The organism is Providencia zhijiangensis (assembly GCF_030315915.2).
GTDB lineage: Bacteria > Pseudomonadota > Gammaproteobacteria > Enterobacterales > Enterobacteriaceae > Providencia > Providencia zhijiangensis.
The window spans coordinates 3,249,593-3,271,721 of the sequence record NZ_CP135990.1; the positions used below are offsets into that span (position 1 = coordinate 3,249,593).

A 22,129-nucleotide genomic window follows, 5' to 3' on the forward strand; every position below is an offset into this window, starting at 1 on the left:
ATGATAGCCTCCTGCGAAGCAAAAAGGCTATCTCTCATCAATACCGCTGACTAGGTATTACAAGCCGCTGGATTTTTTGCGCAATAAATAACGATACGGCGCATTCTCCACTTCAACCGCCAGCAGCTCGTGCTCCATAAAACGGCAAAAACCGGGAATATCGCGGGTGGTGGCAGGGTCATCTGCAATAATTAACAAAGTATCACCGTCCGCCATATTGCGTACGGTTTTACGTACCAGCATCACAGGTTCGGGGCAGCGCAGCCCTAGCGTATCAAGGGTTTTCGTTGGATTAGAAAATAAGTCAGACATAACACCACATTCTCTTGGTCATCAATGCGCTTATTGTAAAGCCACGCGCAGTGGATGAACAGTTTTGATTTTGTTGCGCAACGAGAGTATGATGCGCTCTTCCCAATTTAGGGATGTTATTCATGGGTTCCCTCACCCCATTGCGACTAAAAAGGTACAATATGTTTACGTTTACTCCGCAGCAAAAAGCCACTGCGTTAATTTGGCTATCGTTATTTCATATTTTAATTATTACATCCAGCAACTACTTGGTGCAGTTACCCATTAATATTTTTGGGTTTCATACTACCTGGGGTGCGTTTACCTTTCCCTTTATTTTCCTTGCTACGGACTTAACAGTTCGCATCTATGGTGCGCCATTAGCTCGTCGAATTATCACTGCGGTCATGCTACCGGCATTATTAATTTCGTATGTGATTTCTGCTCTGTTCTTCCAAGGAGAATGGCAAGGTTTTGCGGCTATCATGACATTTAACCTGTTTGTTGCGCGTATCGCGGCGGCAAGTTTTATGGCATATGTCCTCGGTCAAATCTTGGATGTCAGCGTGTTTAACCACCTGCGCCAAAACAAACGTTGGTTTGTGGCTCCCGCATGCGCCATGTTTTTTGGTAACTTGATTGATACCATCGCGTTCTTCTTTATCGCGTTTTATCAAAGCAGCGACCCGTTTATGGCAGCGAATTGGATGGAAATCGCCCTTGTTGATTACGTCTTCAAGTTATTAATTTGTATGCTGTTCTTCTTGCCAGCCTACGGTTTATTACTGAACTTTATTTTGAAGACTTTCTTCGCTACCGCCAGCAAGAAACAATTATCCCCGCAGCACTGAGATAAAAAAGGGAGATAAGCCATCACTTATCTCCCAAAGGGTTAACTTGATTAATACCTAACGACTTTTCACATTGCTCAACACAACCATTGATTATTCGAGTGCGCGAGCTAGCAGCGAAATTGGGTGTTCACATTTCTTGCTGGTGGACATTTCAATTTGCCATTTACAGGTTTCACAGTCGGTGATCACCATATCCGCGCCACTCTCTTCAATTTGACGGAATAGCCCAGCTCCAATACCTTGGGAAACTTCGTAGTTCTCTTTTTTGAACCCGTAAGTTCCTGCGATACCGCAGCATTGTGAATCTAAGACAATCAGTTCAACACCCGGTACGCGCTTGATCAGTTCAAGGGTGTAGGATGTCCAACCCATTTTTTCCATATGGCACGGCGTGTGATAAGCCACTTTTAATGGAGTGTGCTTCAGTTTCAGTTCGCGCCCTTCTTCCAGCAGACGATAAATATAGCGGGTCGCTAATTCAATGTTATCGCGCATCTCAGAGGTATCAACATCCAGCACATGGGTATACTCATCACGAATGGTAAATGTACAAGTCGATGAGGTCGCCACGACGGGAATATGTTTCTCCAGAATCGTCTCTTGGAGTGATTCCAAATTCACATTCGCTTGGCGTTTCGCTTGCTTCATAAATCCGTTTGCGATCAGTGCCACACCACAACATTTTTCACGTTTTAACAGCTGAACACCAATATTCATACCATTGAAAACTTTGATTAAATCTTTACCCAGTTGCGGATGGTTATAGTTCACATAGCAGCCATGGAAGAATGCCACTTGCTCTTCAAACTTCGCCTGCTCTGCGGCTTGTTTACCGTACCAACGACGGAAAGTCCCGAATGAATATTTCGGCAGCTCACGACGATGGTCAATTTTCAGGGCTTTATCCAGAATTTGGCGAACGGGTTTTAAACCCGTAATAGTATTGACTACAGGGGCAAATGGGGTCGATAAGGAGCCCATAATGTCTGTATGGCTTAAAATCGCATCGCGCAGTTTCGGTTTCTGCTGGCTATAGGTGTTACGCGCGCGGGCGATAATATCTCCAATCTTCACATCAGACGGGCACGCCACTTCACAACGCTTACAGTTAGTACAGAATTTCAATGCATCATCGTACATCATCGGATCTTTTAAGCGTAAACGCTCACCATCAGGACCCGCTTGTTTTGGCCCTGGATACAGTGGGTTCGCCTTTGCCACTGGGCAATAGGTGGTACAAACAGTACATTTTATACAGCTTTCAAAGCTTGCATCTTGAATACTCATTGTGCCACCTCCGCCTGCATGGCTTGATCTTTAGCAAATTCATTCACGATTTCATTCGCAGCATATAAGCCCGTGACCAGCGAAACCCCTGCACCGCAGCCTTGAGTTAGTGGATCAAACCCGCTTAAGACCGCACCTGCGATATACAGGTTTTCGATGGTTTCACCGTGTTTTTTACCGCGTAAATTTCCGTCGGTTTGTACACCAAACGCCATGTATGGCTGAGATGCGAAGAACTCTTTGTTCGTCCATTTGGCGCGGTCGCCGATTTCGCCTAAATCCAAATTCATCAAGGGTTCATACACTTGGTCAAATTTCGCGACCAAACCGTTATTAAAGAAACTTCCCGTCGCCAACACAAAATGTTTAGCTTTCAATGAAATATTGCCGTGATTACGGGTTTGCACAGATTCAATACGTGACCCCACGAAATTGACGGAAGTGACTTTATCACCCGGCATCATGATCCCGCCTTGACGGCGGAACTGGCGTAATAGCATTTCATGAAGGCGAATACCTAATAAAGATGGCGGTAATGTTGGCAGTAAAAATAGCGGCTTACCTAAGCGTTTCTGCAACTCTAACATTGGCTCTTCACTGTCAAGACCAATACACGCAGGCATAAACACCGCATCCGCATTAGCAACTAACGGTGCAATTTCTTCCACAATTTGCGCCATATTTTCAGGTCTATCTAACCAGCGTGCTACGTTAATCGCTCGGAACTCGCTTGGGTTTTCTCTTAAGCGGTCAAGTAACGGTAAGTGGACATAGCACGCCTCGGCTTCGAGCCCTTGACGGTCTAGCTCATCCGCCACCATTTGCGGTTGAAAATCGAGGAAACCTTCAATGCCCACAACGGCAATTTTGCCTAATTCCATCGGTTGATGGAGCGCAGTTGTTGGTACCGACTCAGGGCTAAGCCATGTCATTCGCTTATGACCTAACGGCGTAATACGGTAATGGTTTTCTTCGCAAGAACCTTTTAGATGTAGCCCTGCTTGCTGTAGTGTAGTCTGTGCCAATTTAGCCAGCTCAGCGACTTTTTCTGCCCCAATCAAACTGTACGGATGACTCGGTGCTTGTTGTTTTAGCGCTTCCAACATGGACAGCGGTTGCTCAACTTGAGTGCCATCAGGAAGATGCGTTAATAAATCCAATGAGCCCGACGAGAAATGCAGTGCGTTCTGCCCTGCACTCACGATGGCACAAGAAAGTCCTGATTGAGTCAGACGAATTCCACAGATAAGACCGGCAAGGCCTCCGCCCATCACTACTGCATCATATTTCATTCTCTGCCTCCTTCTGAGCAGGCTGGCTCAATGTACTTTCATTCATGCCACATAATCCGTGATATACCCAACTGGTGAACTCGCTTTCACGCAAAGCATCCCCCCAAGCAATCGGTCTCACCCCTTTCCAACGCTCATTTAAGAAGTGCCCCAGTTGCTGCTCGGTTTCATGTGGTGTAGTGACGTTAAAACGATTGAGTAATCCCGCCGCGCGGCAAGCGCAAAGTTCACCTTGGCACGTCCCCATACCCACACGGGTACGACGGCGTAAATCAAGCAAGTTATTGACGGTTAAAGATTCCACTGCATAACGAACCTCACCCGCCGTCACCGCTTCACACTCACACACTAAGCTTTTATCTAAACGATTCGCGCTGAGGATCGCAGACGCCCTATCACCATGACGATAAACCGCCGAACCGCGAATAGGTGCAGGGATAGAAACCACATTGCGCAGCGCTTCTTCTGCACTGTGTTGAGAACCTGGCAGTGGTGCTTCAGCAGTTGTACATGGGGTCGTAACACCCAATTTTTCACAAACTTTATTGGTCGCCCATTCTGCCATTAAGCGATAAGTCATTAACTTACCGCCCGTAATGGTAATGAAACCATCTAAACCATCGCGTTTTGCGTGGTCGAGTAACACGATACCGCGGCTTACGTTACGACCAGAAGGGTCATCATCACTCGCCACTAATGGGCGAACACCTGCATACGCGCGTAAGATGCGCGTTGTCGCTAATGCTGGTGACAACATAGAACCTTCGCGGATCAAAATATCCACTTCTTCTGGTGTCACATACATATTATCGATTTGGTCATATTCGATGTGCGTTGACGTAGTACCAATCAGAGAAATGGTATCCCCCGGAACCAGAATGTCCGCATCTGCCGGTTTACGACAACGGTTGATCACCATATTGTTAAGACGGTGACCTAAAATAAGTAATGCCCCTTTCGCTGGGAACATTTTGATTTTCAGATCGGCATATTCGGCAATTTTCTGTCCCCAAATTCCGCCAGCATTCACCACGATTTGCGCATGAATATCATATTGGCGTTTAGCTTGATGGTCATAAACCGTCACGCCGCGGACTTTGTCCCCTTGGCGGATCAAACCAATTACTTCATGGTAAGTCAGCACTTTAGCGCCATGTTCGCGCGCATCGAGCATATTGGCAGCGGTTAGACGGAATGGGTCGACAGTACCATCAGGCACGCGAACCGCACCAATTAAACGCGGGTTAACTGAAGGCTCTAAACGAATAGCTTCCGCGGGATCAATCGCTTGAGCATCAATGCCAGCGGATTGGCAAGCGGTGATAAATTGCTGCTGATATTCGAGACTATCTTCAGGTAGGGTAATAAAGAGTCCATCGGTTTTTTCAACACAATGATGGGCAATACGCTTAAGAATTTTGTTTTCTTCTATACACTCTCTTGCCGATTCACTATCTGTCACAGCATAACGAGCACCACTGTGTAGCAAGCCATGGTTACGCCCTGTTGCACCTGTCGCAATATCATGCCGTTCTAGCAAAACTGCTTTTAATCCACGGCGAGCGCAGTCACGAGCGACACCTGCACCTGTTGCGCCACCACCGATAATGATGACATCCGTTTCAGTCACAGATGAGCCATTCATGTCGCATTCCTCACATTAATTAATCTTCACTATTCGATAAGTATAGTTTCTATTTTTATAGTCTATAGTTAATATAAGCTCAAAAAAGCGCCCAATGTTTGATAAGGAACAAAAACGAAAGTCAAAAGTACAAATTAGGTACATCAAAGCGCGGAAGCGTGATAACCCTCACAAAATAATTCACAATTTTAGTTCCATTCCATTCACAAATCGCATTAACTATGCAGCCAGATAAACAAAATCAATAATTGTGCGTTAGATTACAGATAAAATGTTTTTTAACGATTAAGATTTAGCGCAATTAGAAAATAAAAGCGCTTAAAGAAACTCGATTGTTTTCGTTTTTGTTATTTCTCCCATAATAAACGCTCAACAACTTCACAACATATGTGAAATGAAGAGCATATAACTACTGACATGCCATCGGAGGCTTTATGTTACGCATGTTTAAACCCGCCGCTCATATCGAGAGGCTGCCAGCGGATAAAATAGACCCCGTCTATCGTAAATTACGTTGGCAGATTTTCCTGGGGATTTTCTTCGGTTACGCAGCATACTACTTAGTTAGAAAGAACTTCGCCCTTGCAATGCCTTATCTTGTTGAACAAGGTTTCTCTAAAGGTGACCTTGGTTTCGCATTATCTGGGATTTCAATCGCCTATGGTTTCTCCAAATTTATCATGGGCTCATTTTCCGACCGTGCTAACCCTCGGTACTTCTTACCGGCAGGTTTGATCCTCGCTTCACTTGTCATGATATTCATGGGCTTCGTACCATGGGCAACGTCTAGCATCATGATTATGTTCGTGTTGTTATTCTTATGTGGTTGGTTCCAAGGTATGGGTTGGCCTCCTTGCGGACGTACCATGGTTCACTGGTGGTCACAAAAAGAACGTGGCGGAATCGTCTCCGTTTGGAACTGTGCGCATAACGTCGGCGGTGGTCTGCCTCCATTACTGTTCCTGTTAGGTATGGCATGGTTTAACGACTGGAAAGCTGCGCTGTATATGCCAGCATTCGCGGCTATTTTAGTAGCAATGATTGCCTTCGCATTAATGCGTGATACCCCGCAATCTTGTGGCCTGCCACCAATTGAAGAGTACAAAAACGACTATCCAACAGACTATAAAGCCTCTGATGAAGAAGAATTAACCGCTAAAGCTATCTTCATGAAGTATGTATTCCCTAACAAACTTCTGTGGATGATTGCTATCGCTAACGTGTTCGTATACTTACTACGTTACGGTGTTCTGGACTGGTCACCAACTTACCTGCGCGAAGTTAAACACTTCACAATGGATAAATCTTCATGGGCTTACTTCCTGTATGAATATGCGGGTATTCCAGGAACGCTGCTGTGCGGTTGGATGTCGGATAAAGTCTTCCGTGGTAACCGTGGCGCGACAGGCGTGTTCTTCATGACCTTAGTGACCATTGCAACTATCGTCTTCTGGATGAACCCAGCGGGTAACCCAGGCGTTGATATGGCATGTATGTTGATTATCGGTTTCTTAATCTATGGCCCTGTCATGCTGATTGGTCTGCACGCTCTTGAGCTTGCACCTAAGAAAGCAGCGGGTACCGCCGCAGGCTTCACCGGTTTATTCGGTTATCTTGGTGGTTCTGTTGCCGCAAGTGCTATCGTCGGTTATACCGTTGACTACTTCGGTTGGAACGGCGGTTTTGCTGTGATGATCGGTGGTTCTGCACTGGCCGTTGTTTTACTGTTCATCGTTATGCTGAGCGAAAGTAAACATAAACGTGAATTAAATCACAACCACTAAGCCTCTGCTTAGGTTGTCATAATTCACTGAATTGATGGGTTATATCAAGAAATAGATATAGCCCATTTTTTTACCCAAAATTTGTTATCAGCACTATTTTATATCTACAAAAGTATTTATCTATAAATTTATCTACCTATAAAACTGTTTACCCACAAGCTTTTTACTTACAAATTTTTTTCTTACAAACAATGAGTACCAAGGAGATTTACTGATGAATTTTCAATTAAAAACATTAGTCGCAAGTATGGTCTTAGTGATGTCAGTCTCTGCTGCTGCCGAAACGGCAGGTAAAGTGGTAATTGCGCATCGTGGTGCAAGTGGTTATTTACCTGAACATACCCTTCCAGCGAAAGCGATGGCGTATGCGCAAGGCGCGGATTTCCTAGAACAAGATTTAGTGATGACCAAAGATAATGAGCTGGTTGTTCTTCATGACCACTATCTGGATCGTGTCACTGATGTAGCGGATAAGTTTCCAAATCGCGCACGCAAAGATGGTCGCTACTATGCCATCGACTTTACCCTGCCAGAAATTAAATCCCTGAAATTCACGGAAGGTTTCGACATCGTTGACGGCAAAAAAGTCCAAAGCTATCCAAACCGTTTCCCAATGGGTAAATCTGATTTCCGTGTTCACACCTTCCAAGAAGAGATTGAATTTATTCAAGGTTTGAACAAATCTACGGGTAAAAATATCGGTATCTACCCTGAAATTAAAGCCCCTTGGTTCCATCAACAAGAAGGCAAGGATATCACCAAGAAAACCTTAGAAGTCCTGAAAGAGTATGGCTATACCAACAAAGATTCTAACGTGTATCTGCAATCTTTCGACCCAATTGATCTAAAACGCATCAAAACGAAACTGATGCCAGAAATGGGAATGGATTTAAAACTGATCCAATTAATCGCTTATACCGATTGGGAAGAAACACAAGAGCAGAAGCCAGATGGAACATGGGTGAACTATAACTATGATTGGATGATGAAGCCGGGTGCGATGAAAGAGATTGCAACCTACGCAGATGGTATTGGCCCTGACTATCATATGCTCATTAGCGAAGATTCTACGCCAACCAATATCAAAGTGAACGGTATGGTGAAGGAAGCTCATGCGAACCATATGGCGGTGCATCCATTTACTATCCGTGTGGACAAACTGCCTAAGTACGCGAAAGATGGTCAGCAGTTATATGACATTATTTATAACCAAGCTGATGTTGATGGTGCCTTTACAGATTTCCCAGATTTAGGGGTTAAGTTCTTAGAACAGCAAAAGCAGAAGTAACTCTCCCTCACTCTCTCGAGTCAATTGCAAGTCAATGACTCGAGAGAGTCTTTTCAATCAGAATAACGACTCGCTTATTTAGACTTTAAGCCTGAATTTGCTGCAATAAAAGTTGCGTTTCATGTTGCTGAGCTATCAGACTGTGGTGCGAATATTCACACGCCAATGACAGCGCCACAACATGACGAGCCATAGCGCCTTTCCCTAAAAGGGCATCAATATCATAAAGATGCTCTGATAGATTAGGTACTTTCTGTCGTGCATAGCTCTCGATGCACTTTCCTTTATCATTTTCTTTCACGCCACTGTGCCAAACCCTATCCAGCTGCTCTCCTGAATACTGAAATTCACACTGTGTTTTCAGTGCATTTGCGAAAGATTCTTTATCTGTAGATATCGGACGCAGGAGCTTTGCTTTGATAGGTGCTCTTAAACGTTCGTAAAATCCTTGAGGTGCAAGTAATAGGCTCGCGGCTTCTTCACTCGCCGTCGAATCTAACTGAAACGCCAAAATGGCGTATAACTTGGGTTCAAAGGCATTTTCATACAATGCTAATAACCATTGACTGAACGACTCGGAGGGTAATATCTCAACGGATTCCAGCGTCAATGACAAACGCGCAGCTTCCCGCTCAATCAGTTCCTGCCAATTAGATTCATTATCTTCAGCTTGCCAATATAGGGTAATAGGCTGGGAGAGAGAATGTTGATGGTAATACTCGGCAATGGGCGCAAGTAATTTTCGCACCACTATTTCTTGTTTTTCCCATGACGAAAGCGATTTCAATGAGCTTAGCGTCAATACATTATCTTTATTGGGTGGCAATGAAGATAAAGAAATACCATTTTGCTGCTCTTCATCAATTTGCGTTAATCGAGTATGCGTTAGCACCCCAAGGTGCTTGCCTGCCCAATAACGCCACTCTCTGCGAGCATCATCTAACATATTGGTAAAAAGTTGATGGCGATAAGCAGCGATTGAGTAGATAAAAAAACGAATAAACCCCACCAACAGTGCGGGGCAAATAACGAATACAATCATCAGCATGGTGTTGCTGGTAGTTGGCGATAGCATTTCATTTGTGGATAAATAGAGGCTCAGCCCAAATCCAAGCCCCCCCACAATCAGCATAATCAAAAACCAAAGCATCCAACGAGGTACTTTAGGGGCTGGAGGATGCTCTAATGAAGGTGTTTTCCAACTCATCATGATTGCTCACCCGACGATGATAAGCTCGCAATAAGCGTACAGCCACATTCAGTTTGAAAACCATTCAGTGCCGCCTGACGACCGGATATTAAAATGCGCGTTGAACCGGGTAAAATGGCATTAACACCATGTCCTTTTTTTGGGCAATCCACTTTGTCGCCCACTAAAGCGATGGGCTTACCATACATAACAGAGCCAGATGCAGTAATCACTTCACCGCCATGAGTGGTTTTGTCACCTAAACGAACAAGTGCGCGCATGATAAAATCCTTTTATTGATTATCCTGTTGTTTTTTATATTCAAACGTACCATCCCATTCCGGGAGTTCAGCAGGTGGGAGGGGAACTATTTTATCGATATCGGGGAATTTAGCTGTTTCATCAGAAGCATCCATTTCTTTGACTATAGCCGCATAGCGAGCTGAGCGTTCTGGATCTGGTTTAATAGGAATATAATACATCGAGTTTTCCTTTACATTAGGCTTAAAACCTTCAGCTAACGCTGAAGCTGATGCTCGATAACCATTTTTTACAGCTAACTGATGATATTTCATCCCATTGTCTAATTCCTTATCTACATCTAAATAATATGTCGCTAAATAATATGCAGCCTTTCCATGTTGTTGCTGTACGGCACAATCTAGCATTTTTTTGCCGATTTCAGGGAAAAAAGCTGGGTTGTCTTGCATATTATCTAGCCTTTTTGAAAGGAAGATATCACCAATGACAAATTGAGCTTCAGGACTGCCTAAATCAGCAGCTTGGCGAAAATAAGCTAAAGCTTTAGTACGGTCGGCGACGACTCCATAGCCTGTATCTAAATAATGCCCCATTTGGTAATAGCCATAGCTGATATTCAATTTCGCCATTTTTTGAATAATATCCCACACCTCTTGGGCGGATCCCTTCCCTGCTATTGGAGGTATTTTGCCATAACTGATTAAATTGCTTAAGTTAAGCATGGCTTTGGGGTGATTACGCTCTGCGGCTTTGCGGTAGAGTGCACCAATTTGAGCATAATCCCGTTGAGATTTATTGACCTTTTCAAGTTCTCGCGCCTGTTTGAACCAAATGTCGGCTTCCGGATCAACGGGGGGCAAGGTGTCTTTTTCATACACACAGGTGAACGTTAAGTCGGGTTCGTTTTTTTGAATCGGTGGCGCTTCCTTTTTATCCATCGGGTTGCAAGCGCTCAGCACCAACATGCTACAAATCAATGCACCGCATTTAAATATGCGACGAACAACGGATTGATGATGAAATAAAAAGGAACGATTCATCTTGATTATTGCCCCTCTGCCTGTTTTTTATATTCAAACGTGCCATCCCATTCAGGGAGTTCGGCAGGGGGAAGAGGAACGATTTTATCAATATCGGGGAATTTGGCTGTTTCATCAGAGGCATCCATTTCTTTGACTATTGCATAATAACGTAATGAACGTTCTTTATCAGGCTTTACATTGAGATAATAAACACGTTCTAATGCTGTCTTTGGATCAAAAGCACCAGTTAAAGTTGCTGCTGCATGTCGATACCCATTTTTCGTTGATAGTTGATAATACTTTAAAGCACTATTAAAATTTTGATCAACAACTCGTAAGTAAAAAGCAAGATTATATGCAGCTTCTCCGTTTCCTTGATTAGCCGCACATTCGAGCATTTTTTTACCAATTTCAGGGCGATAAGCCGGATTGTCCTTATCGGATAATCGCATTGATATCAGAATGTCACCAATCACACTTTGTGCCTCAGGACTGCCTAAATCCGCTGCTTGGCGAAAATACGCTAAAGCTTTAGTACGATCAGCGACGACTCCATAGCCCGTATCGAGGTAGTGTCCCATTTGGTAATAACCGTAGCTGATGTTCAACTTTGCCATTTTTTGGATAATGTCCCACACCTCTTGGGCGGGACCTTTACCTTCAATGGGGGGGACCTTGCCATAGCTGATTAAGTTGCTTAAATTCAACATGGCTTTGGGGTGATTACGCTCTGCCGCTTTACGGTAGAGAGCACCAATTTGAGCATAATCCCGTTGAGATTTATTGGCCTTTTCAAGTTCACGGGCTTGTTTAAACCAAATATCCGCTTCAGGATCAACGGGAGGTAATGTATCTTTTTCATACACACAGGTGAACGTTAAGTCGGGTTCTGTTTTTTGAGTCATGTCTTCCTCTTTTTCTTCTACAGGCTTGCAGCTCACAAGTAGCACGAGAGCACACAGTAATAAATAAGGTTTAATTAGTGACATAATTTAATCCGTATTTTCTAACCCAATGGTTTTATCCTCGAACGGAATTAGGGCTCCTTCGGGCATTCTTTTGATTCTTTTATAATTAGCATTATCACTACTAATTTTTTTCCAATTTTTAAATTCTTCTGTCAAATCATCAAAGACACTCCCCGTTCCTTTATGGATTTTCCACAATTTTTCCCGTAACGGTTTAACGATAGGGAAAATATCCGTATCTTGCAGTATCACCGCAATTTCAGTATCAAATGCCATACTGCGTAAATTGATATTGGCAGAGCCTTGGATTAAAAAGGTGTCATCCACTAACGTTAACTTGCTGTGGACATACACCGACTGCCAGAGATTAGAATCCGAGGAAACTAACGTGCAAATCACGCTCTTAAACCCGTCAATCTCTTCTTCTTGAATATCATCAGGGTTAACGACATCAATTGGGGCTAACACCCGACCATTTTGGGTCGATGCCATAACATTATTTACCGTATCTCGATACGCAGCATGCTCCCGCATCAAATCACGGCGACCTAGCGTTTCCAGCATCTTGTAGGTTTGATACCCACCAACTTCATTCGAGTCACCCACCTCTGCTTTTGTGGTTGAGTTTGTCACCACAAATAAATAGAACGGTGGAATTTTTTGCCCTTGCAGTTTAGGGGTAGTGGCAGCCGCTTCTGCAAAACATTGATTGCGCACTTCCACCATATTGCGCACATCCTTAGCAATTGACGATAAGCGGAAATATTGGTTTTCAAAATAAAGGTAGTTACGTGCATGTTTAACACCGTGATCGTAGGACTTTAAAATATCATATTCATCATATTCGGGATGAGTGCGACAAATTTTTCCCGCCGTTGGTGTTAATGGGTTTCGAGCTAAAAATGTGTAACGCTTATTTAAGTCTTCAACATGCTCTAAAGTGGGCGTGTATTGGCTGCGTGAAATTGCTTTACGTCTTTCTGTCAGCTGGATACCTTCACTGCCGTGTGTAAACAAGCCTTCAGTTTCTTTCCATGCCGAAACAAAGTTGTCGCTTAAATCACACAACACTTCGCCATACACACAGTTAGAGGTATCTTGCCATGCGGTGGGGCCATCACGTCCTAGCCATGACATCTCTTTATGTTGAATAATTGAGTGTTTATCATCATCCCAATACTGCGAATGCATGTTATGCCCCATCACAAAGCCAACCGCGAGAGTAGGTTCTTCATAATCAATCAACACCGCTTTTTGGTGATGGGTGGGCACCACAGCAAGCGCAGCCATACGTAAACTGAGTTCGATGTCATCACTGCCAAATTGGTGTTTGGTTAATTCAGCGACTTTGGTCAAGCGAGATGAGGGGCTATTTATTGCCATTGAGCGTGTACGAACCGATAAATTTTTAATTTGATTGGTTTTCGCACGATGTAGCCACTCTTTATCAAATTGATATTGTTTATCCGACTCGTAGTCTAATTTAGACCCTGCCGCGATAGCCTTTTCCATCGGAAGTTCAATTTTTTGCCTCGGCGTGTAATGGGTTGATAATCGCCAACCTGGCAAACTGGTTTCACCGAATTTAGCTAGTTCATCAAACCACACTAGAATACGAACTTTCACCCCTTCTTTGGCTTTCTGTTCAAGAAGCTCTGCAATCGTCGGAAATGTTCCTTCATTAATGCCGCTTGAGCGCTCAAAATACATGGAGGGCTGGAAACCCCATGTAATAATTTCAATGCTGTGCTTAGCATGCCGAATTGCCTCCGCAACCGCCGCAAAAGTTTGTTTTCCATTCACGAGTGGGGCATACACAAATAAGCTCATCGGATATTTGGTACTCTCAGGGATCCAACTGGGCGTCATTAGCAGCACCATACAGGTCGAGACGGGTAAGCGTATTTTCTGCTCGGTTGCTGGTATGGGTAACTGCACAGAAGCGGGGAATCCCCCAGATTGATTTCCTGACATATTATTTTCTCTTATTCCATTCAGTGATAAATTGGGAAAGCCCTTCCCCCCATGCTTGACCTATTCGCGAGCTTTCTCGTTCTTGGCTCGGTGCACTGGTTCGAAAACCGACATTAACGGGTTCGACGCGTTCTGCATCTTGTTCTTCAGTAGGAGGAACATCGATATCGTAACGATCCCCATTCAGTAAATGCAGTTGATAACTATCCGTGGGAATATCATGGTCAATTTGGATATTTCCTTGCGCATCACTCATACCTTTTAGGATAAGCGCCCCATTGGCATACAGCTCATACGGCTCAAACGCACGCGCCTTCATTGGGCTTTGCGGTGACGAACTCAGTTGAAAACGCAAGGTTTGTTTTGGCATTGATTGTGGAAATTGCGGATGAGTGACATCCATCGAGGCAGGGCCTTCAACCACCCAGTTGGTCGCTTTAACTGTTTGATTATTGGGGCTGCCGTACTCTATCTGCCCGCCTTTTAAACGAATATAGGCACCGCCACAGGTCAGTAGCAGTTCATCTTTAGCGGCAACGACGGTTTTACCGCCGGTACTAGTGACGGTCATGTCTTTGAGTGAGGTGAGATGCATTTCATCACTTTGGGCTTGAATTTCGACTTTGCCTTTTGCGGCAAAAGCTTTGATTCCTAGGGTGTGAGCAAACAAGCTGATTGCCTTACCTGCCGCTAAGGTAATTTTTTTACCGACTGAGATATCAGCCTGTTTATTGGCAGTCAAAGTGATATTTTCACCGCTATTAACCTGTACGGTTTTAGGTGAGGTTAATGCGATACCCGCAGGGGAACTGAGTAATAGCGCAGCTTGTTGCAGTTCATTAATCGATTGGGTCAGTAAGGTTTGCTGGGCGTTTAAATCGGCCAATTCGGCTTTTGCCACCTCCGCCGCTTCTCGTAAAGAACTCACTAAGTTCAGCGCATCATCCAATTGCTGCTTGGCTTCGCGCATATCCAATTGTGCAGAAGAGGCTTTGGTGCGTAAGTCGGTACTGATAAACAGCCCTTTACCGGCTCGTATTGCCCCCCAACTGTCGGTACGCAGTTCAAAACCGTCGCCGCGTTTTTCACGTCCTTGATTGACCAGATGCCCTAAATTGAGTTGGGATTTCCCCCCGTATTCAGTGCTGAGCTTTATGTGCTCTTGCTCCCGTTTGTCTTCCATACGAAGCTTATTATTCGCCGGAGTACGAATGACGTTGCGAGTATTGTTTTTATCCGTCACATGGTCTGTGCGATGGGAGTCATGCAAGGCATGGGCGATATACGGTCTATCTGGGTCGCCTTCATGGAAGGCAATCGCCACTTCTGTTCCTTGGATTAACGGGAAGTGTATTCCGTAGGTATCCCCCGCATAGGGTTTGGCCAGCCGCACAGGCATACTTTCATATCCCGTCGGTTTTTCATCTCGGTCGGCATCGAATTTCACCCAGTAAAAGCCGTGTTCATTTTGATGGGCGTAAATATCGTGGGATTTGGCGCTGGTAATACGCGCCATTAATGTGCCAGCAATCACTGGACGAGGCTTTAGAACGGGTCGCCAGCACAGTGCTTCGGTGTACGGCGCCGCATCAAATTGAATCACTAATGCACGGCTACGACTGCCTGAAAATCGTAATCGAGTGATTAAAATTTCGGATTGAAAATCCGTGGGTAAGGTGGATGGTAATTGGCTATCGATGACTTTAAAAATCATCAATGGCGTCAGACGCGGTGAATTACTTTTGCCTCGTAGCAGCGTTTGGCGGGCGAGAAAGCGTTCATGGTCTAGCCGTGACCAAAAATGGGCGGTTTCCGTTTCAGGTTGGTATTTCTCTCCACGCTCAAGATGGCGGGCTTTGTAGTGGTAAACATCGCCATAGTTTATATCGTCCCCATCTCCGCGAGTCATATCCGTTTCAATGGATAGCAACGTTTGCATCGCTTGCCGGTGATTATAATCTTTAGTCACGACACTGCGCTCCACCACTTGGTGACGTAGCGATAACCCCCACACGCTTTCAACGCCATTGTCATTCATGCCTGAAGGGCTATTGAGTGGCAGCTGTAAATCGTACACATAAGCGCGTTGGCTATCGCCAAAGTGAATAATTTCCGTCTTCGTGTCGGTCTGGAGACTAAAGGAATAGAAAATGCCCACTTCACTGAGCAAACGCTCAATAAATTGCCAGTCATTTTCATTGATTTGGTTGATTTGCTCCCGCTTGGGATATTGTCGTTGCAGGTGAAACTCAAACTCCCAGCCCTGAATTTTGTGTTCACGCAAGATAAACTCAATCACTTCCGGTACAGATTTATTGAGGAAAAAGCGATAGGAACGCATCTGATGGCGCAGCAATGAGACAAACGGCTCAATCACAATTTGGTACTGGGCTTCATCTGCTGAACCAGATAACCGCTTAAAATGTGTGACGACCCCATGAATTCGCTTTTGCGGTTCACTCAGTGAATCTAATGCCGCCAGCGGAATAGTGGGAGATGAAAAGGTAAAATGGGCGGTACGACGAAGAAACTGTTGAGCTGGTAGGTTTTGAGCTGGGGAGGTGAATGTTATCTGATAGCGATAGGTTTCACTAATGGCTTCTCGCCCAATGAAAGATTCAACATCCAATGGAACACTACAACCTTGAACGCCCAATTGATAGCGATTATGGCGTGGAGCGATTTTTAAAGCGAGATCCTGTAAGCCCATTCTATTCATGCTCCTTTTCTGCTTGTTCCGTGGCAACCAGTAATAGAAGCAAAGGTAGAAAGGTCACCAACCCAAATTCATTTTATTTAGCTTAAGTCAAGCAGAAGACCAGCAAATGAACTTGAAATCAACCATAATTTTCAGGAATGGGACTTATAGAAGAATTATCCGAAAGCATTTAATCCGTTTTTGGTAGAACGGGCTGGAAAGAAAAAGCACCTTCGTCAATCAATGATCAACGTTCAAGGTGCTTTTTAATGTCATAGATAGAAACTGAGTTTTAAGCAATTGTCACAGGGAATGCAATCACATCACTGATTCGTTCGGCATTCAGTGCCAGCATGATTAAGCGATCAACACCAACAGCCACACCGGAACATGCCGGTAAACCGTGCTCAAGCGCTGCAAGCAAGTTTTCATCAATCGGCTGAACGGGTAAACCCATTGCAGCACGCTTGCGGTTATCTTGCTCAAAACGTTGGCGCTGTTCACCCACATCGGTCAGTTCATGGAAGCCATTCGCCAGCTCCATGCCCTTAAAATAGACTTCAAAACGCTCAGCTACACGGTGATCTTCTGTGCTAATCACCGCTAATGACGCTTGCGTTGCAGGGAAGTGGTAAACCACCGCTGGCTTCTCTTTACCAATGTGTGGCTCCACGCCCATGGTAAACAGTAGTTGCAACAAGGTGTCGCGGTCTTCTTCATTGTCCGCCACATTGCTTAAATCTAAACGGGCTGCCACTTCACGTAACTCGCTTTTTTCCGCAGAGAGCGGGTCAATATCTAGATGGCGTAAAAATGCTTGCTGATAAGAGAGTAGCTCAGCACTTTCGCATTCCAGCACTTGCTGTAGAAGGTCATCCACTTCATTGATTAAGCGATACATATCAAAGTGTGGGCGGTACCATTCCAGCATCGTAAATTCAGGGTTATGGTGCCTTCCTGCTTCTTCATTACGAAAGCTTCGGCACATTTGATAGATAGGTCCGCTTCCCGCTGCCAGTAAGCGCTTCATATGGTATTCAGGGCTAGTCATCAAATATAAATTGATGCCCTGAGCCGCGCCGGGTCCCACAAAGCGAGTTTCAAATGGAACAAGATGAATGTCAGTCACTGTCGCCTGACTCATTGCGGGTGTATCTACCTCAAGTACACAGCGATCAGCGAAAAAACGTCTGATTTCCGCAACAATTTTTGCGCGCTGTAACAGGTTAGCGATGGGGGCTGTAGGCAGCCAATTCGCTACTTCACTCATTAAAATAACTCCAAAATAAACTTAGTCGTGCAGTGTACTCACCTCCCCCTTAACACACAATGGAATATTGTGGATATTATGCGCTATCTGAGTATCGATAGGGGATATGATTCAAGGTGAGAAAAGATGACGTGATTATCCCCTGCTTTATACGATTAGGCAAAAAAGCTTTATTATGAACTTTTAACATTTGGTTAAAAAAAAACAAAAACATGATTTTTTCTTATCGCTTGTGATGCAAATGTTAAAACCAAACTTCACTACTCACCTTATTGATACAATTTAAATCTGTTTTTTAGCATTAAAAATTAAGCGACTTTCTAAACAGTGAACTCTTTCGCAATTTTATCTTCGATATGATTCTAGAATTTCCTCGAGGAACACCAGATTATCCACTGTTAGAAAGAAAAACCTGACGATTTTAGTTGGTTTTAAATGCTAGGAATTCCGTTAAATTTAATGATAATTATTTGAAATTCCTTTTTATTATTTTCGGTTTCTCTACAATTTCTTGACACCCAAAAACAATTTACAAAAAGAAGACGCAGATCACACTTTAGGGGTAATATCACCCAAAACACCTTTCTATATCAAATTTATCCCCGCCACTATTCGTTATAATTCCCAACATAATAAGTCGTTATTAGCTATTATATATTTACGATTAAAAAAAGATTCTTTGCAGATTTGCCTAAAGGCAAACCGAAACTGAAATAGCTAAGCACTAAAAGTATTTAAAAGAATTTATTAATTTAACACTTTACACTTGAACAATGGAGAAGCGCAGTGCAAACCTTCAATGCCGATTTAGCGATTATCGGGGCCGGGGGCGCAGGCTTACGTGCAGCAATTGCTGCTGCTGAAGCAAATCCCAATATCAAGATTGCTCTGGTCTCAAAAGTTTACCCAATGCGTAGCCACACCGTGGCCGCAGAGGGGGGATCAGCTGCAGTTACTCAAGCCCATGATTCCTATGACTATCATTTTAATGATACCGTTTCTGGTGGTGACTGGTTGTGTGAGCAAGATGTCGTCGATTATTTCGTCGAACACTGCCCAACAGAAATGACCCAACTGGAACAATGGGGATGCCCTTGGAGCCGTAAACCAGATGGTTCAGTTAACGTTCGCCGTTTCGGTGGGATGAAAATTGAACGTACTTGGTTCGCAGCCGATAAGACTGGCTTCCACATGCTGCATACCCTGTTCCAAACTTCATTAAAATATCCTCAAATCCAACGTTTCGACGAGCACTTTGTTCTCGACATCATTGTGGACGAAGGTCAGGTGCGTGGTCTGGTTGCTCTGAACATGATGGAAGGGACGAAAGTTCAAATTCGTGCCAATGCTATCGTTATGGCCACAGGTGGTGCGGGTCGTGTTTACCGCTATAACACCAACGGCGGTATCGTAACCGGTGACGGTATGGGTATGGCGCTGCGTCATGGTGTGCCATTACGTGATATGGAATTCGTTCAGTATCACCCTACTGGTCTGCCAGGTTCCGGTATCCTGATGACTGAAGGTTGTCGTGGTGAAGGCGGTATCTTAGTCAACAAAGATGGCTATCGTTATCTGCAAGACTACGGTATGGGTCCTGAAACGCCACTGGGCAAACCAGAAAACAAATATATGGAACTGGGTCCTCGTGACAAAGTTTCACAAGCATTCTGGCACGAATGGCGTGCAGGTCGCACTATCAGTACTCACCGTGGTGATGTTGTGTATCTGGATCTACGTCACTTAGGTGCTGAAAAACTGCATGAACGTCTACCATTTATCTGTGAGCTAGCAAAAGCTTACGTGGGTGTTGACCCTGTAAACGAACCAATTCCTGTTCGTCCAACAGCTCACTACACCATGGGTGGTATTGAAACTGACCAACGCACCGAAACTCGTATTAAAGGTCTGTTCGCGGTGGGTGAATGTTCATCTGTTGGCTTACACGGCGCAAACCGTTTAGGTTCTAACTCACTGGCAGAATTAGTGGTATTTGGTCGCTTAGCGGGTGAAGAAGCGGCACGTCATGCTGCTGAAGCTACCCCTGCAAATGCAAGCGCTATCGAAGCACGTACTCGTGACATCGAAAATGACCTGCAAAAACTTCTGAACCAAAAAGGTAAAGAAAGCTGGTCGAAAATCCGTGATGAAATGGGTATTTCGATGGAAGAAGGTTGCGGTATCTACCGTACACCTGAATTAATGCAGAAAACTGTTGATAAACTGGCAGAGCTGAAAGAGCGCTTCAAGCATGTTGAAATCACTGACCATAGCAGCGTCTTCAACACTGACTTACTGTACACCATCGAATTAGGCTTTGGCTTAGACGTGGCGGAATGTATGGCTCACTCTGCGATTAACCGTAAAGAGTCTCGCGGTGCGCACCAACGTCTTGACGAAGGTTGCACTGAGCGTGATGACGTCAACTTCCTGAAACATACTCTGGCGTTCTATAACCCAGAAGGTGCACCACGCCTTGAGTACTCTGATGTGAAAATCACTAAATCACAACCAGCGAAACGTGTGTATGGTGCTGAAGGGGCAGCTCAAGATAAGGCGAATAAGGAGCAAGCTAATGGATGATATGAAACACTTAAAAATGGAGATCATGCGTTTCAACCCAGAAACGGACAATGAACCCCATTTAGTGACTTATGATGTCCCTTATGACGAGCAAACCTCTTTGTTAGATGCTTTGGGCTACATCAAAGATAACCTCGCGCCAGACCTGTCTTACCGTTGGTCTTGCCGTATGGCTATCTGTGGCTCTTGCGGCATGATGGTGGACAATGTTCCTAAACTGGCTTGTAAAACATTCCTGCGTGACTATCCGCAAGGAATTAAAATTGAGCCACTGGGTAACTTCCCTATCGAGCGTGACCTTGTTGTTGATATGACAAGCTTTATCGAGCGTTTAGAAGCTATCAAACCTTACATTATTGGTAATGATCGCAAACCTTCTGACGGTCCGAACAAGCAAACTCCAGCTCAGATGGAGAAATATCATCAGTTCTCTGGCTGTATTAACTGCGGTCTGTGCTATGCAGCGTGTCCACAGTTTGGTCTGAACCCTGAGTTCTTAGGCCCTGCGGCAATCACCTTAGCAGAGCGCTACAACCTCGATAACCGTGACCACGGCGCGAAAGAGCGTATGCCATTATTAAATGGTGACAACGGTGTATGGAGCTGTACGTTTGTAGGTTACTGCTCTGAAGTCTGTCCTAAGCATGTCGACCCGGCGGCGGCTATCCAACAAGGTAAAGTTGCGAGTGCGCAAGACTTTGTTATCGCCATGCTGAAGCCACGATAAGGAGAATTGAAGTCATGACAACTAAACGTAAACCCTATGTCAGGGAAATGAAAGGCGACTGGTGGCAAAAGCTGGGTTTCTACCGCTTTTACATCATGCGTGAAAGTACTTCCGTGCTTCAGGTTTGGTTCAGTATTCTAGTCCTGTACGGAGTATTCGCTCTGAAAAATGGACCTGAATCATGGGCGGGCTTTGTTGGATTCTTAAGTAACCCAATCATTCTGATCATTAACATTGTGACACTGGCTGCGACGCTGCTGCATACCACAACGTGGTTCAAACTGGCGCCAAAAGCTGTCGCTATCATTGTTAAAGATAAGAAACTGCCAGATGAGCCAATCGTGAAAGGCTTCTGGGCACTCACTATAGTCGTGACTGCGGCTATTTTAGCAATCGCATTACTATTTTAATCGAAGGAGAATCTGATGAATCTAACGCCTAAACGTTCCGATGAGCCGATTTTCTGGGGATTATTTGGTGCAGGTGGTATGTGGAGTGCCGTTATTGGCCCTGCAATCATTCTCTTACTGGGTATTTTAATCCCATTAGGTGTCGCACCAGAAATGCTGAGCTATGAGCGCATCATGGCATTTAGCCAAAGCTTTATTGGACGCATTTTCTTATTACTGATGATTATTCTGCCTGTATGGTGTGGTATGCACCGTATTCACCACACCCTGCACGATTTTAAAGTGCATGTTCCAGCAACAAAATGGGTGTTCTACGGCAGCTCAGCAATCATTAGCGTTATCGCAATCATCGGTGTATTCACACTGTAATTGTTGATTAACAAAGTAAGTTGATAGCAAGTACCCCGTCAATGCACTGCATGATGGGGTATTTTTTTGCCTATTGATGACTTTACTGGCTACTCTATCTCACCTTGATTCGCTATTATTTACTGTTTTATCGCCCTCACCATATATTGAAAGGACATTCCGGTATTTCGGACGTAAAATGTAATTAAGTCTTCAATGAAAATAACGCGATAAGAGT

The 22,129-nt window shown here is 44.4% G+C and carries 18 protein-coding genes; 7 read left to right on the forward strand and 11 right to left on the reverse strand.

The window, feature by feature from the left end:
- Positions 1-57: 57 nt before the first annotated feature.
- The gene (gene tusA, locus QS795_RS14840; protein WP_286269725.1) at positions 58-312 is read right to left on the reverse strand and encodes a sulfurtransferase TusA; all 255 of its coding nucleotides are present in this window, start codon (positions 310-312) and stop codon (positions 58-60) included.
- 161 nt (positions 313-473) lie between these two features.
- Here tusA and QS795_RS14845 point away from each other — a divergent pair, with 161 nt between their 5' ends.
- Positions 474-1,142, forward strand: coding sequence for a 7-cyano-7-deazaguanine/7-aminomethyl-7-deazaguanine transporter (locus QS795_RS14845; RefSeq protein ID WP_318626570.1), 669 nt, complete (start codon positions 474-476; stop codon positions 1,140-1,142).
- A 93-nt stretch (positions 1,143-1,235) separates the two neighbouring features.
- On the opposite strand, the gene glpC is transcribed toward QS795_RS14845, so the two are convergent.
- The 3 genes from glpC to glpA are packed head-to-tail and all read right to left on the reverse strand — an operon-like array spanning position 1,236 to position 5,369.
- Positions 1,236-2,432 (reverse strand): anaerobic glycerol-3-phosphate dehydrogenase subunit GlpC, encoded by a 1,197-nt coding sequence (gene glpC, locus QS795_RS14850; protein ID WP_006659019.1) that lies wholly within the window; start codon positions 2,430-2,432, stop codon positions 1,236-1,238.
- Positions 2,429-3,724: a glycerol-3-phosphate dehydrogenase subunit GlpB gene (glpB, locus tag QS795_RS14855; RefSeq protein WP_154603497.1), complete on the reverse strand. Its 1,296-nt coding sequence runs from the start codon at positions 3,722-3,724 to the stop codon at positions 2,429-2,431. The genes glpC and glpB overlap by 4 nt, the downstream gene beginning before the upstream one ends.
- The gene (gene glpA, locus QS795_RS14860; RefSeq protein WP_181477588.1) at positions 3,714-5,369 is read right to left on the reverse strand and encodes an anaerobic glycerol-3-phosphate dehydrogenase subunit A; all 1,656 of its coding nucleotides are present in this window, start codon (positions 5,367-5,369) and stop codon (positions 3,714-3,716) included. Before glpA ends, glpB begins: the two co-directional genes overlap by 11 nt.
- 434 nt (positions 5,370-5,803) lie before the next feature.
- On the opposite strand from glpA, the gene glpT reads away from it, so the two are divergent.
- On the forward strand, positions 5,804-7,153 hold the full coding sequence (gene glpT, locus QS795_RS14865; protein WP_286269717.1) for a glycerol-3-phosphate transporter: 1,350 nt from the start codon (positions 5,804-5,806) through the stop codon (positions 7,151-7,153).
- Positions 7,154-7,367: 214 nt separating this feature from the next.
- On the forward strand, positions 7,368-8,441 hold the full coding sequence (gene glpQ / locus QS795_RS14870) for a glycerophosphodiester phosphodiesterase (RefSeq protein WP_006659015.1): 1,074 nt from the start codon (positions 7,368-7,370) through the stop codon (positions 8,439-8,441).
- An 85-nt stretch (positions 8,442-8,526) separates the two neighbouring features.
- On the opposite strand, the gene QS795_RS14875 is transcribed toward glpQ, so the two are convergent.
- The 7 genes from QS795_RS14875 to epmA all read right to left on the reverse strand — a co-directional run bounded on the left by QS795_RS14875 (position 8,527) and on the right by epmA (position 17,823).
- Positions 8,527-9,651, reverse strand: a complete 1,125-nt coding sequence (locus tag QS795_RS14875) for a hypothetical protein (protein WP_286269715.1) — start codon at positions 9,649-9,651, stop codon at positions 8,527-8,529.
- Entirely contained in the window at positions 9,648-9,911 is a 264-nt protein-coding gene (locus QS795_RS14880) for a PAAR domain-containing protein (protein ID WP_108478407.1), read from the reverse strand. Before QS795_RS14880 ends, QS795_RS14875 begins: the two co-directional genes overlap by 4 nt.
- 12 nt (positions 9,912-9,923) lie before the next feature.
- Positions 9,924-10,856: an SEL1-like repeat protein gene (locus QS795_RS14885; protein WP_418055384.1), complete on the reverse strand. Its 933-nt coding sequence runs from the start codon at positions 10,854-10,856 to the stop codon at positions 9,924-9,926.
- Between the two features lie 80 nt (positions 10,857-10,936).
- Positions 10,937-11,902, reverse strand: coding sequence for an SEL1-like repeat protein (locus QS795_RS14890; RefSeq protein WP_286269710.1), 966 nt, complete (start codon positions 11,900-11,902; stop codon positions 10,937-10,939).
- A 3-nt stretch (positions 11,903-11,905) separates the two neighbouring features.
- Positions 11,906-13,855: a phospholipase D-like domain-containing protein gene (locus tag QS795_RS14895; RefSeq protein WP_286269708.1), complete on the reverse strand. Its 1,950-nt coding sequence runs from the start codon at positions 13,853-13,855 to the stop codon at positions 11,906-11,908.
- Between the two features lies 1 nt (position 13,856).
- Complete coding sequence (locus QS795_RS14900; protein WP_286269706.1) at positions 13,857-16,565, reverse strand: DUF2345 domain-containing protein; 2,709 nt, start codon at positions 16,563-16,565, stop codon at positions 13,857-13,859.
- Positions 16,566-16,845: 280 nt separating this feature from the next.
- Entirely contained in the window at positions 16,846-17,823 is a 978-nt protein-coding gene (gene epmA / locus QS795_RS14905; RefSeq protein ID WP_036955971.1) for an elongation factor P--(R)-beta-lysine ligase, read from the reverse strand.
- A 786-nt stretch (positions 17,824-18,609) separates the two neighbouring features.
- Between epmA and frdA the strand changes: the two genes are divergently transcribed.
- The 4 genes from frdA to frdD are packed head-to-tail and all read left to right on the forward strand — an operon-like array spanning position 18,610 to position 21,912.
- Positions 18,610-20,406 (forward strand): fumarate reductase (quinol) flavoprotein subunit, encoded by a 1,797-nt coding sequence (gene frdA, locus QS795_RS14910; RefSeq protein ID WP_132496643.1) that lies wholly within the window; start codon positions 18,610-18,612, stop codon positions 20,404-20,406.
- The gene (locus QS795_RS14915) at positions 20,399-21,133 is read left to right on the forward strand and encodes a succinate dehydrogenase/fumarate reductase iron-sulfur subunit (protein WP_006659011.1); all 735 of its coding nucleotides are present in this window, start codon (positions 20,399-20,401) and stop codon (positions 21,131-21,133) included. Before frdA ends, QS795_RS14915 begins: the two co-directional genes overlap by 8 nt.
- Positions 21,134-21,147: 14 nt before the next feature.
- Complete coding sequence (frdC, locus tag QS795_RS14920) at positions 21,148-21,543, forward strand: fumarate reductase subunit FrdC (protein ID WP_006659010.1); 396 nt, start codon at positions 21,148-21,150, stop codon at positions 21,541-21,543.
- A gap of 15 nt (positions 21,544-21,558) precedes the next feature.
- Positions 21,559-21,912 (forward strand): fumarate reductase subunit FrdD, encoded by a 354-nt coding sequence (frdD, locus tag QS795_RS14925; RefSeq protein WP_006659009.1) that lies wholly within the window; start codon positions 21,559-21,561, stop codon positions 21,910-21,912.
- Positions 21,913-22,129 lie beyond the last annotated feature (217 nt).